11 protein-coding genes are annotated in these 12,653 nt (G+C 35.4%); 2 read left to right on the forward strand and 9 right to left on the reverse strand.

The window, feature by feature from the left end; all coding sequences use genetic code 11:
* Nucleotides 1–414: 414 nt before the first annotated feature.
* From BN1082_RS05350 to BN1082_RS05380, 7 genes are all read right to left on the reverse strand, one after another.
* Nucleotides 415–597, reverse strand: a complete 183-nt coding sequence (locus BN1082_RS05350; protein ID WP_090631853.1) for a twin-arginine translocase TatA/TatE family subunit — start codon at nucleotides 595–597, stop codon at nucleotides 415–417.
* 52 nt (nucleotides 598–649) lie between these two features.
* A complete protein-coding gene (locus BN1082_RS05355) occupies nucleotides 650–2,473 on the reverse strand; it encodes a discoidin domain-containing protein (protein WP_090631856.1) in 1,824 nt (607 codons plus the stop codon).
* 1,000 nt (nucleotides 2,474–3,473) lie between these two features.
* Nucleotides 3,474–3,656 (reverse strand): twin-arginine translocase TatA/TatE family subunit, encoded by a 183-nt coding sequence (locus BN1082_RS05360; protein WP_090631859.1) that lies wholly within the window; start codon nucleotides 3,654–3,656, stop codon nucleotides 3,474–3,476.
* A gap of 126 nt (nucleotides 3,657–3,782) precedes the next feature.
* On the reverse strand, nucleotides 3,783–5,675 hold the full coding sequence (locus BN1082_RS05365) for a discoidin domain-containing protein (protein WP_090631862.1): 1,893 nt from the start codon (nucleotides 5,673–5,675) through the stop codon (nucleotides 3,783–3,785).
* A gap of 269 nt (nucleotides 5,676–5,944) precedes the next feature.
* Entirely contained in the window at nucleotides 5,945–6,109 is a 165-nt protein-coding gene (locus BN1082_RS27330; protein ID WP_176699655.1) for a hypothetical protein, read from the reverse strand.
* A 295-nt stretch (nucleotides 6,110–6,404) separates the two neighbouring features.
* Complete coding sequence (locus tag BN1082_RS05375; RefSeq protein ID WP_090631866.1) at nucleotides 6,405–7,142, reverse strand: MBL fold metallo-hydrolase; 738 nt, start codon at nucleotides 7,140–7,142, stop codon at nucleotides 6,405–6,407.
* 61 nt (nucleotides 7,143–7,203) lie between these two features.
* A complete protein-coding gene (locus BN1082_RS05380; RefSeq protein WP_176699656.1) occupies nucleotides 7,204–7,767 on the reverse strand; it encodes a TetR/AcrR family transcriptional regulator in 564 nt (187 codons plus the stop codon).
* Nucleotides 7,768–7,911: 144 nt separating this feature from the next.
* On the opposite strand from BN1082_RS05380, the gene BN1082_RS05385 reads away from it, so the two are divergent.
* A complete protein-coding gene (locus tag BN1082_RS05385; protein WP_090631871.1) occupies nucleotides 7,912–9,117 on the forward strand; it encodes a multidrug efflux MFS transporter in 1,206 nt (401 codons plus the stop codon).
* Nucleotides 9,118–9,375: 258 nt separating this feature from the next.
* Here the strand turns inward: BN1082_RS05385 and BN1082_RS05395 are convergent, their stop codons facing one another.
* Nucleotides 9,376–10,296, reverse strand: a complete 921-nt coding sequence (locus BN1082_RS05395) for a DMT family transporter (RefSeq protein WP_090631876.1) — start codon at nucleotides 10,294–10,296, stop codon at nucleotides 9,376–9,378.
* Nucleotides 10,297–10,415: 119 nt separating this feature from the next.
* On the opposite strand from BN1082_RS05395, the gene BN1082_RS05400 reads away from it, so the two are divergent.
* Nucleotides 10,416–11,753 (forward strand): aminotransferase-like domain-containing protein, encoded by a 1,338-nt coding sequence (locus tag BN1082_RS05400; RefSeq protein WP_090631878.1) that lies wholly within the window; start codon nucleotides 10,416–10,418, stop codon nucleotides 11,751–11,753.
* Nucleotides 11,754–11,845: 92 nt separating this feature from the next.
* Here BN1082_RS05400 and BN1082_RS05405 read toward each other — a convergent pair whose 3' ends face one another.
* Entirely contained in the window at nucleotides 11,846–12,466 is a 621-nt protein-coding gene (locus BN1082_RS05405) for a hypothetical protein (protein WP_090631880.1), read from the reverse strand.
* Nucleotides 12,467–12,653 lie beyond the last annotated feature (187 nt).

Consider the following 12,653-nt stretch of genomic DNA (forward strand, 5'->3'; position numbering starts at 1 on the left):
TTTATTTAAAACCAATGAAACTTATGATAGGTTTGAATTATCAAAAATTACCATTTGGTGAAGAGCTAATTCAAATAAGTGAATCGTGAGGTGGATAAATTGGCGATATTTATAGGGGCATTGCTCATGTTATAGGGAATCCTTATTCTCTATTCTTCTTTATTTAAAATGAAACAGGAGGATTATAAAAATAAGGGTGTCATCGGGATAAGTGGTTATATTGAATTGGAATTTTTATTTAGATTATTAAGTAGACTTCCATCACGTGTCATTAAGGGATTCACACTATCAATTGGAATTTTTTTTATAGCTCTTGGAACAGTTATTTTTAAGTAAGGACTTCAATTTATAGAAGCCCTTTTATTATGATAAAAAATAAGAAGATGTAAGACACTGCTTACATCTCCATTTAATTTACTTAGATTGCTCTTTTTTTTCTTCTTTATCGTCTGACATTAAATCCTTAGCAGAGCTTTTAAATTCTCTAAGTGTGGTACCGAAAGCACGTCCAACTTCAGGTAACTTAGATGGGCCGAATACGATTAAAGCAAGGATAACAATTAATATTAATCCTGGTACGCCGATATTTGAAAGCATGGTGTCTCCTCCTTAATAATTGATATATCAATAAATTCTTTTAAGTTAGAAGCTAATTCTTTACAGCTTCAAGGACGTTAATCTCCGCAGCCGATGCCCAGCCGTTAACAGCCGCCGTTGCTTCGAGCTTGACATATGATGCATCTGTCGGATTAAAAGTAGCTAATTTCTCCGCACTGTTGTTTGCCCAAGTTCCGCTTGTAACTTTAGTAAAAGTCATTCCATCTTTACTTACATAAAGGTTATATCCTGTAATAATTCCGTTGCTGCCTGATTGCCTTGGTAAATACGAGACCTTATCGATTGCATAAGTACCTCCAAGACTTAAGGTGATCGATTGGGGGAGAACATCAGATTTATCCCACTTTGTATGCCAAAACGTTTGTGAGTCTCCGTCAATCGCCATGGATGCTCCATTATTAGCGGCAATTATTTCCTGACTTGTCGCTGTTGCCGTCATTTGAGACTGAGGGATCGTCTTCAGCGTTTTCCCTAATACTTTTAAAGAGTTATTACTTACATTTCCGAATGCATCAACAGCAAGCACTTCAATCTCATACATTGTGCTTGGCTTCAATTCGCCAATTTGCAATGTTAATGGATTTGGTACAGGATCGGAATAGAACTCTGAGAAAGCAAGATATTCTTTCACTACTTCTTTTGTTTCTGCATTTCTAGCAATTATTTTATAGTCATGTACAAGAAGATTGTCTTTAGCTTGAGTAAACATGATGGCTACACTGGTTGCAGTCGCTTTTTCATTAACAATGGAAAGCATCGCATCTTTTGTAAAGAATGGTGGCTTTTTGTCTCGATCATCTGTGTATTTAAAATTCTCCTTATTAGCAGGATAGCTGATTTCGAATGGTTCACCTGTCCAATCATTGTTATGAATATCACGGCGTTTAATGATTACTTTGTTATTATAAACTTCTACAATTAGAGCTTGGTTTAGGATACTGGCCCCTTCAGGTATTTCTCCTTGGATTCTTCCGCTATCAAGCCACATATAGGCACCCGTTGAAGTCCCAATAGCAGTAAAATCTTTTTGGTGTATGATTTTAGGGTCATCTAACGGATAGTGGGTATGGCCAGAAAAAGAGATAACTTGCGGATATTTTGCCAATGTATTGTAAAAAAGATCTCTATTTTGATTGAAGCCCCATTCGCTTCCATAGATAGTCCCTTTAATTGGCTGATGGTGGAAGACAAAAATAGGTTTTTTCGGATCATCATCATTTGCTATCTTTAACTGCTCACCTAGCCACTCAATTTGTTTTACTGAGAAGGTACCCGGTGTATTACCATCTTCAGTATAAAGAACGATAAAATGATAACCATTTACAATCTTATGATAGTAAATGGATTCCATTCCCGTTTTTTCAAGGAAACGTTTTTGAGCATTTACTGCCGATAATCCGTTCCAATAATCATGATTTCCGATCGCAAACATAGAAATCGCTTGTGGCTGTTTTCTTACATTATAAGCAGAAAAAAACTTATCATATTCTTCTACAAGTCCCAAATCCGTTAAATCTCCAACAACCACAAAAGCATCTTGCTTAGGAACAACTTCATTTAACTGATCTAAAGTAGTAATAAGCTTATTTAAAAAATCATTGCTCTGACGTTGAATATGTACATCGCTAATAACAGGAAAAACTAGATCTGGTTTATTTCCCATTGAATTCATAACAGAAGAGCTAGACGCTGCTTTAACAGGTAAACTAGTTAACGAGCCTAATAGAGTTAACCCAAATGCAGCTCCAGCAATTTTAGTTGTCCCCTCCAAAAAGGTCCTTCGATCCATTTCCTTTCTAAAAAGATCATCTGGTAACGATTTTTCTACTTCATTGTTCAATTCATCTTTTTTCATTACTATTACTCCTCTCAAATGATAGATTAGTTAATTCCAATTTCAAGGAAACTTAATGATGCAGTGCTAAATTGTAATAAAGTACCTTTAATCCCCAAAAATTAAATCTCGTTACTGATAGTCTGTAATTTTTTCCTAAGTTAGAACATTCGTGTTTCTTGATACCCACCCCCAAAACGAAATAAAAATAAAATATTCACACAAAGAAATAATACACAAACAGTATTGAATTACTGTTAATACAGTGTTAATTATTGTTATTTTTGTTACAAGCAGATTAAATTGGAACAATTTGTACTAATATACTCTTAAATTTTGAATTGTTAGGAAAAATGTCCAATTAAAAATCGAGAAGAGATGGAGAAATACTTTTCAAAATGACAGAATTTCAGGAAAGATGCAACATTGATAATTCTCAAGCATGATATGGTGCCTGATACCATCCCAAATTTGTCGAAGATTGATCGGTTTTTTTCTAGATAGAAAATGATAGATTGGTGTTGCAATTGAATCATGTGAGGGTGGATGGGTTGTCTCTCTTCTTTCTGTTTTTTTAGGGATAGGAGGTGATAATCATGGAGCTATCTCTTGGGGTATAAATTGAGTTTTCGCAAATGAAGTTGATGTTTTCGCAAATGGAACTAATTTTATCGCAAATGAAACTGCTAGATTCGCAAATGAAACTAGGTATTTGAATAAAAATATTTATATTTTATGAAGATCGACCCTTCTCTTTCGAAAAAACCAGCAAATTTTTTAAAATTTAGTCTAGTTTTTGTCATTTTTAGGGGGCAAAACCATTCTATCAGCGAATTTTACGCTTTTATCAGCGAATTCCAGAGTTCTTTCCGCGAATTTGGGCTTTCTATCAGCGAATAGGATTTTAGCAGTTTTAATCAAACGTTTGATTGAATCTATTTGATGAAGTTTATCTGAATCTAGGTTTCAATTTCTAAAAAAAATAAGAAGATGTAAGCTATTAACTTACATCTCCATTTAATTACTTAGATTGCTCTTTTTTTTCTTCTTTTCCGTCTGACATTAAATCCTTAGCAGAGTTTTTAAATTCTCTAAGTGTGGTACCGAAAGCACGTCCAACTTCAGGTAACTTTGATGGGCCGAATACGATTAAAGCAAGAACAACAATTAATATTAATCCTGGTACGCCGATATTTTGAATCATGGTGTCTCCTCCTTAATAATTGATTTATCAAGAGCTAATTCTTATAGATTCTTTATTTATTTCTAGTTTTAATTAACTGTGTATTTTGCTGATGAAACAATTCAATAAATTCTTTTAAGTTTGAAGCTAATTCTTTACAGTTTCAAGGACGTTAATCTCCGCAGCCGATGCCCAGCCGTTAACACCCGCCGTTGCTTCGAGCTTGATATATGATGCATTGGTCGGATTAAATTTTGCTAGTTTCTCCGCACTGTTGTTTTCCCAAGTTCCGCTTGTAACTTTAGTAAAGGTCACTCCATCTGTACTTACATAAAGGTTATATGCTGTAATAATTCCGTTGCTGCCTTCTTGCCTTGGTAAATACGTGACCTTATCGATTGTATAAGTTCCTCCAAGACTTAAGGTGATCGATTGAGGGAGAACATCAGATTTATCCCACTTTGTATGCCAAAACGTTGTTGTGTCATCATCAATCGCCATGGATGCTGCATTATTAGCGCCAACTGTTTCCTCACTTGTCGCTGTTGCCTTCATTTGAGAATGAGGGATCGGCGTCAGCGTTTTCGCTAATACTTTTAAAGAGTTATTACTTACATTTCCGAATGCATCAATAGCTGTAACTTCAACCTCATACATTGTGTTAGGATTCAATTGATCAAGTTGCAATGTTAATGGATTTGGTACAGGATCTTTATAGAACTCTGAGAAAGCAAGATATTCTTTCGCAACTGCTTTTGTTGCTGCATTTCTAACTACCATTTTATAGTCATGTACAAGAAGATTGTCTTTCGCTTGCGTAAACATTATGGCTAAACTGGTAGCAGTCGTATTTCCATTAACAACGGAAAGCATCGCATGATTTGTAAAGAAAGGTGCCTTTTTGTCTCTATCCGCTGTGTAAGTAAATTCCTTCTTATTACCTGGATTTTCGATTACGAATGGTTCACCTGTCCAGTCATTGTTATGAATATCACGGCGTTTAATGACTACTTTTTCGTTATTATAAACTTCCACAATCAGAGCTTGATTTAGAATACTGGCAAAATCTCCAGGTATTTCCCCTTGGATTCTTCCGCTATCAAGCCACATATAGGCACCCGTTGAAGTTCCAATAGCAGTAAAATCTTTTTGCATGATGATTTTAGGATCATCTAACGGATAGTGGGTATGACCAGAAAAAGAGATAACTTGCGGATATTTTGCCAATGTATTGTAGAAAAGATCTCTATTTTGATCGAAGCCCCATTCGCTTCCATAGATGGTTCCTTTAATTGGCTGATGGTGGAAGACAAAAATTGGTTTTATCCAATTATCATCTCCTTGTGAATTATCATCTTTTTCCGAATTATTAACCTTTTTCTGATTATCATCATTTGCGATCTTTAACTGCTCATCGAGCCACTGAATTTGTTTTACTGAGAAGGTACCCGGTGTATTACCATCTTCAGTATAAAGAACGATAAAATGATAACCATTTACAACCTTATGATAGAACATGGATTCCATACCCGTATACGAAAGGAAACGTTTTTGAGCATCTGCTGCCGATAAACCATTCCAATAGTCATGATTTCCGATCGCAAACATAGAAATCGCTTGTGGCTGTTTTCTTACATTATAAGCAGAAAAAAACTTATCATATTCTGATACAAGTCCCAAATCCGTTAAATCTCCATTTACCACAAAAGCATCTTGCTTAGGAACAACTTTATTTAACTGATCTAAAGTAGTAATAAGCTTATTTAAAAAATCATCGCTCTGATGTTGAATGTGTACGTCACTTATAACTGGAAATATTAAATCTGGTTTTCTTCCATTTGAATACATACCAGAAGAGATAGATGCTGCTTTAGCAGGTAAACTAGTTAACGAGCCCAATAGAGTTAAACCAAATGCAGCTCCAGCAACTTTCGTTGTCCCCTCTAAAAAAGTCCTTCGATCCATTTCCTTTTTAAAAAGACCATCTTGTACCGGTTCTTCTACTTCATTTACTTCATTGTTCAATTTATCTTTTTTCATTGCTGTTACTCCTCTCAAATGATAGATTAGTTAATTTCATATTCAAGGAAATTTAATGATGCAGTATAAAATTGTAATAAAGTACATTCAATTCCAGAAAATTAAATCTCGTTACTGACGGCCTGTATTTTTCTCCAAGTTAGTGTTTCTTGCTGCACACCTCCAAAACAAAATAAAAGTAACATATTCACACAAATAAATAATAAACAAACAGTATTGAATTACTGTTAACACCGTGTAAATTATTGTTATTTATTGCGTAAAGTAGATTAAATTGGAACAACTGTACCAATTTGCTCTTGAATTTTGAATTCTTGGGAAAAATGTCTACTTAAGAATCGTGGATATGGTGCCTGACACCATCCGAAATTTGTCGAAGATTGATCGGTTTTTTCTAGATGGAAAATGATAGAATGGTGTTGCAACTGAATCATGTGAGGGTGGATGGGTTGTCTCTCTTCTTTCTGTTTTTTGGAAAGGAGGTGATAATCATGGAACTATTTCTTGGAATTTTTATAGAAGTTATTTTGCGTGAAATTAGCGCTTATTTCTTTCGGAAAAACATTCTAGAAAACAAGAAAACCACCCCGCGCCGTCGCAAGCATAAAAGGGTGGTTTTCATAAGGTTGTAGGGAGAAGTGTTAGCGCACTTCTCTTTTTTTATGACCAATTATATACAATAAAATTCTTATTTAAAAGTGTTGCGGTTGAGCCTATAATTGCTGATTACTAGGAATTAGCCAACGCTAATAGTTGTTTATTAGCATTTTCTTTGATCACGCCACCATGGTAACAAATCACTGTTTCAATATCGTATTTCGTAAATTTCTTAATCGACTGTAGAGCCGTTTCCATATCAGGTGTTGCTTGTGGATTAGGACCCGAGATGATACCGTTTGCTGCCACAAGAGCATCTCCTGTGATTAGTGTTTTGCTTTGTTGATGATACAAGCTGATGTGACCAGGAGTGTGTCCTGGGGTAAAGATAACGGTAATTCCTCCGCAGTATGGCAATACTTCACCATCGCTAATCGTTTTATCTACTTTTGCGGTCAAAGGCGCTCCAAACATAGCTTTTATTTTCTGACGCTCATCCTCCGGAAGAGATTCCATCATCTTCGCGACCCGTTCCGGGTTCATCTTCAAAAAGGGCTTGACACCTTCGATATAGGGCTTGTCCGCTTCATGAGCAAAGACTTCAATTTTATGGTCTGCAGCCTTTAGAATTTCGGGAAGACTGCCAATATGGTCGATGTCCTGGTGAGTTAGAATCACTTTGGTCAGCTTGTTAAATGGCACACCCGCTTTCTCGATTGCTTCGCGAATCTCTTCCAGTTGTCCTGGAATTCCAGTGTCCACTAAAATAATTTCGTTGTCATCCCAAATTAGTGTCGGGTGAATCACCATTTGCCGCCCCATCATGTTTGCAACTAATTCGATTGTTTCTATCCCTTTTCCTATTCTCATTTTTCATGGTAAAGCTCAAACGCTTTACCGCACCTCCCTTGTTAATTTTTAGAGCCGTTTTCTATTTTCTCGAAACGGACAAAATAAAATCATCAATCATCAATTGAAAGCTGTCTTCTACATTTACGGGATTCTGGAAATATCCAAGGAAATGCATGGAGACAAAGCCGTGTAATAAACTCCTTAATGCGCGACTCTTATGAATTAAATGCGTTTCATCCTTGATATAAAAATCTAAAACCTGATGAATAATACCGGCCCATTCTTTCGCTAAACGAGTTACTTCCTCATCTTCTGTACTTGGAATATTCATAATAAGCCCGTAAGCATTCTTGTTTTCAAAAGCAAAATCTCGGTAAACGTAGGCAAACTCTCTGATTGCATTTTCTCCACTTTTACCAATTAATCTTTGCATTAATTTCGAATTCAATTTATTTAAAAGGTATGCCGTCATTTCAATTTTAAGATCATCCATATTACTGAAATGATTATATAAGGATGGATATTTTATATCCAGTTTTTCTGCAATTTTAGGGAAAGTAACTTGATTAAGACCAATTTCATCAGCCAATAGAAAAGCGGTTTGAATAATTTTTTCCTTAGTTAAATTCCGTTTTTTCACCATTTTATCACCTCGCTAATTTTACTTTATAAAAGTAGTTTAACATGATAAAATATATTTATAAACTATAAATTATAGTTTAATTTTACATTAAAAAGTATTTGTTTGATACAACAATTAAGTTATAGCAAAAGGAATGGATTTTTTATGAGATTGTTGAAAAGAAATTTAATCGTTTGTTGGTTTGGCATGTTTATAACAAGTGTAGGAATGAGCCAGCTTGGACCAATATTACCACTCTATATAAAGCATCTTGGTGTTCACAGCTCAGCTTTAATTGATCAATTTTCAGGAATTGCTTTTGGTATTACTTTTATTATTTCAGCTGTTTTCTCACCAATTTGGGGTAAAGCTGCTGACAAATATGGACGAAAGCCAATGCTTTTACGGGCCAGCCTTGGTATGGCAGTAGTTGTATGTTGCATGGGTTTTGTACAAAATGTATATGAACTGGTCGGGTTAAGATTATTGCAGGGTGTTATCACTGGTTATAGTACAGCTTGTACTACATTGATCGCAACTCAGACGGATAAGGAACACGCTGGATGGGCTTTAGGGACACTTTCAACAGCAAGTATTTCAGGTTCTTTGCTTGGACCAATGATTGGCGGTTTTATTGGAGAGAACTTTGGTTTACAAAATGTATTTTTTATAACAGGTGCGATGCTGCTGATTACTTTTATTACAACTGCTTTATTTGTAAAGGAATCTTTTACCCGTCAAGATAAAAAGGTGCTTCGTATTAAGGAAATATGGAGTAGTATTCCAGACAAAGATTTAACTATTATCATGACTGTGACCTTTTTTGTAATCACTCTAGCATTATATTCTGTAGAGCCAATCATAACAGTATATATTACTGAATTATCTCATAATACTAGTCATGTTGCTCTATTAGCCGGAATGGCATTCTCAGCCTCTGGATTGGCAAGTATCATTGCCGCACCAAGATTGGGGAAAATTTCTGATAAAATTGGGGCGCAGAAAGTTATCTTAGTAACACTTATTGTGTCAGGATTACTTTTTATACCACAAGCCTTTGTAAAAAATCCTTGGCAGTTAATGGTGCTTCGCTTTTTATTAGGACTTGCAACAGCAGGACTGATTCCTTCCGTTAATACCTTAATTAAAAGAATTACACCAGATGCTCTTACAGGTAGGGTTTTTGGCTATACCATGTCGGCAGCGTACTTAGGCACATTTGCAGGTTCCATTTTAGGTGGACAAGTCGCAGCCTATTTGGGGATCAGATATGTATTTTTTATAACAAGTGGATTGTTACTGATAAATGCAGTTTGGGTTTATTTTAAAGTTTATAAAAGACTTAGTTTAAAGGAAGTAGAATCTGTTTAAAAATCTTTACTGTCGTATAGGGTGCCAATACTGTCGGATAAGCAAGCGTTACTGTCGTATAGGGTGCCATTACTGTCGGATAAGGGCTTTACTGTCGGATAAGCAGTCGTTACTGTCGAATAAGGTGCCAATACTGTCGGATAAGCAGTCGTTACTGTCGAATAAGGTGCCATTACTATCGGATTAACAGTCGTTACTGTCGAATAAGGTGCTAAAACTGTCGGAAAGGAAGGGGATATCCCTTCCTTTAAAAAAAGTCTATCCTTTTTCATTGTATCTAGTCCTTACACCAAAATAATTTGTCCCAATGACTCCTATAATAATGAAAATTGCTCCAACTAGGTGGTATAGATGAAACTCCTCCTTCAAAAAAATGACGCCTGCTAAAATGGTGATGAGTGTCGCAAAATTACTAAAAACACTCATTTTAGATGCCTCTATTTTTGATAAGGCATAGTTGGAAAGATAGGAGGTGCATAAAGACGAAAGTACACCTAAATATAAAATAGCAAACACAAAATCTAGGTGCCCAAAAGGCAGCATAAATTGATGGACTGTTCCATTCAGCAAATGATTTGTCAGTGCTAATCCATTAAATGCAATAAACCCAAACAAAGACATGATATATGTGATAGTGAATAACGAATAGCGTTGAGTCAGCTTTCTGGCAAATACGTTGTAAAGTGAGGCTGTAAGGGCTGAAAGTATGATTAAACCACTTCCTAGTATACTAGTATTTTTATCCCCAACCCCGTCCATGAACATAATATACATCACACCTAGTACTGATAAGCCAATCGTTATTTTTTGCCCAAGTGTAGATGTTTCTTTTAAGAAGATACTTGCAAAAATTAACGTAAAAATAGGGACAGTTGCTTGAATGATCCCAGCTTCAGAAGATGATGTATCCACTAGCCCAAATACTTGAAAAGCAAAAAAGAGTGTCGGATATAAAATGGCTAATAGGGCGATCCTCAGTACATCCTTCTTTGTTACTTTGATTGATTCTCTTTTAACCATCCATAACACTGTAGCAGCGATCCATGCAATGGTAAACCGATAAGCTAATGTATCTAGTGGTGTCGCCACTGTTAATGCCACTTTGACAAACATAAATGACAGTCCGATAATAAATGCATAGACAATTGCTGCAATATAAGCCTTTTTTCTTTCAATCAAATCGATCACTTCCTCTATATTTATCCGGCCGGTAAAATTATGATAAGAGAAAGTAGTAATTTACACGATATAAAAAATGAACACCTGTACCGGTACAGATGTTTGGAGGGAGGAATAATATGCTCAAGTATGAATCTATTTATCAATCACTTTTTCAGCAAATTCAAACTGGAGTTCTACCATCAGGTGCAAAATTACCTTCCATTCGAAATTTATCCCAGCAATATTCTTGTAGTAAAAGCACGATATTGGCCGCTCTAGAAAGATTGGAGGAGCAACACATTATTTATGTCTTACCAAAAAGCGGCTATTATGTTGTGGAAAATCAAGTTTTCAAAACTCCATCATTTACTGATAGCATTGACTTTGCCACATCATCTCCAACATGGCACGCATTTCCTTATAAAGACTTTCAACATTGTATTAATAAAGCAATTGATACATATCAAGAAGACTTATTTCGCTATGGCACGCCAAAAGGTTTGCCCTTACTTATTACAGAAGCTAAAAAACTCTTGGAATCCTATCAAGTATTCACTCATTTCGAACAGATCTTCATCACTTCAGGTGTTCAACAGGCGCTTTCTTTGCTAAGTATTATGCCGTTTCCAAATAATCGTTCTACCATTTTAGTGGAACAACCAAGCTATCACTTATATATGGATTTGCTAAAAACATATGGACTACCAGCAGTAGGTATTCAACGTACAGCGAAAGGGATAGATCTAAATAAACTAGAACAAATATTCCAAGAAAAAGATATTAAATTTTTTTATACGATGCCTCGCTTTCACAATCCTTTAGGTTCTTCATATAGCAAAAAGGAAAAAGCGGCTATTTTACAGTTAGCCGACAAATATAATGTATTTATTATAGAAGATGATTATTTAGCGGATTTTGAATACAATCCAAAGAACGATCCTCTTTTTGCAAAGGATCTCCACGAAAAAGTCATCTATTTAAAAAGCTTTTCAAAAATAATGTTTCCGGGGTTAAGAGTGGGTCTAGCGGTTCTTCCACATACGATCATTAATACCTTTCAAAAATTCAAAATGACTGCCGATATCGACAGCTCTATGATTTCACAAGCCGCATTATATCTCTATTTGAAAAATGGTATGTTTGAACGTAATAAAATGAGAGTCAGCAACATCTATCATGCACGCGCGAAAATCCTCCATCAATCAATACAGGATCATTTATCTATGTACGAATCATCCTCAGAAATGGTTATGCACGGTCATATTGTGTTGCCTAAGCAAGTGAATATGAAATCATTTATTCATCATTTGCATGAAAAGGATGTATATCTGGATTCAGTTGAAAGAAATTATTTAGATGACTTTTACCATGAACGGATTTTGAAGTTGAATGTTTCACATGTTGCCGACCATCGAATTGAAGAAGGAATTAAGGGAATTGCAAGCGAATTAAAAAATCCTCAAAATTACTTTTAATAAATTAAACAAGAAAACGCTTGGGGTGCAGTTCACTTCCCCAAGCGTTTCTGATTTGCTTTTTTAAATGTGATTCAGGGCTAAATCAATCATTATTTATTAGCGTTGATCTTTTGTTGTAATTGCTGATTAGAACTTTGTAATTGTTGATCTAATTTTTGTAATGCAGAGTTGATTGCTGCTGTGTCTTTCTTTTGAACGGCTGCTTTTAATTCTTGATAGACACCACTTTTGCCTTGCTCTTTTCCTTTATCCTTGCTTTGCTCTTTACCATGTTCTTTTCCGAATATTGCTTGTAATTGCTGATGTGCTTGTTGTTTTGTTATTTTTCCGTCTTTTAATTGTTGTTTTATCGAATCAATTTCTTGTTTATGTGCTTGGTAAAATGCTTGTCGTTGCGCTTTCTCTTGGCCCTCTTTCTTTTGGATGCCTGGAGTTTGACGCAATTGCTTCATTAAACTTTCACGAGTCGCAAGATCTTTTGTAAATTGATCTTTTAATTGAGGAGTAGCATATTGATTAATAATATTTGTAAGACCTTTTTGCCCTTCTCCTTTTTCCCATTTATGATGAGTTCCTTTATGGTCCTCTTTTTCCATAGATGTGGATTGGCTGGATGTATTGGCTGTAGGTTTAACTATCGCAGTCCCTACAGCTGGTACTAATAATGATGCTGCTATAATAGGTGCAATCAAGCTTGATCTTACTTTCATTGTAATGCCTCCTAAATTGTAATGGTGTTACATTTGTGATTATCGGACATGTTCCTTAACTATTACTTAAGGTAATTATTTTTTTCTCGGACATGTTCCTGAATTATTTAAGCAAATTAAGGGATTTTATTGGGTGAAAGGATTATAATTGACATAAATAATCCTTTACCCCGTACCGTATAACTGG

This window comes from Neobacillus massiliamazoniensis (genome assembly GCF_001048695.1).
Lineage (GTDB): Bacteria > Bacillota > Bacilli > Bacillales > Cytobacillaceae > Neobacillus > Neobacillus massiliamazoniensis.

Coding starts and splice junctions, on each gene's coding strand:
- BN1082_RS05350 (WP_090631853.1), bottom strand. CDS start 597: ATGCTTTCAAATATCGGCGTACCAGGATTAATATTAATTGTTATCCTT.
- BN1082_RS05355 (WP_090631856.1), bottom strand. CDS start 2,473: ATGAAAAAAGATGAATTGAACAATGAAGTAGAAAAATCGTTACCAGAT.
- BN1082_RS05360 (WP_090631859.1), bottom strand. CDS start 3,656: ATGATTCAAAATATCGGCGTACCAGGATTAATATTAATTGTTGTTCTT.
- BN1082_RS05365 (WP_090631862.1), bottom strand. CDS start 5,675: ATGAAAAAAGATAAATTGAACAATGAAGTAAATGAAGTAGAAGAACCG.
- BN1082_RS27330 (WP_176699655.1), bottom strand. CDS start 6,109: ATGATTCAGTTGCAACACCATTCTATCATTTTCCATCTAGAAAAAACC.
- BN1082_RS05375 (WP_090631866.1), bottom strand. CDS start 7,142: ATGAGAATAGGAAAAGGGATAGAAACAATCGAATTAGTTGCAAACATG.
- BN1082_RS05380 (WP_176699656.1), bottom strand. CDS start 7,767: ATGGTGAAAAAACGGAATTTAACTAAGGAAAAAATTATTCAAACCGCT.
- BN1082_RS05385 (WP_090631871.1), top strand. CDS start 7,912: ATGAGATTGTTGAAAAGAAATTTAATCGTTTGTTGGTTTGGCATGTTT.
- BN1082_RS05400 (WP_090631878.1), top strand. CDS start 10,416: ATGCTCAAGTATGAATCTATTTATCAATCACTTTTTCAGCAAATTCAA.
- BN1082_RS05405 (WP_090631880.1), bottom strand. CDS start 12,466: ATGAAAGTAAGATCAAGCTTGATTGCACCTATTATAGCAGCATCATTA.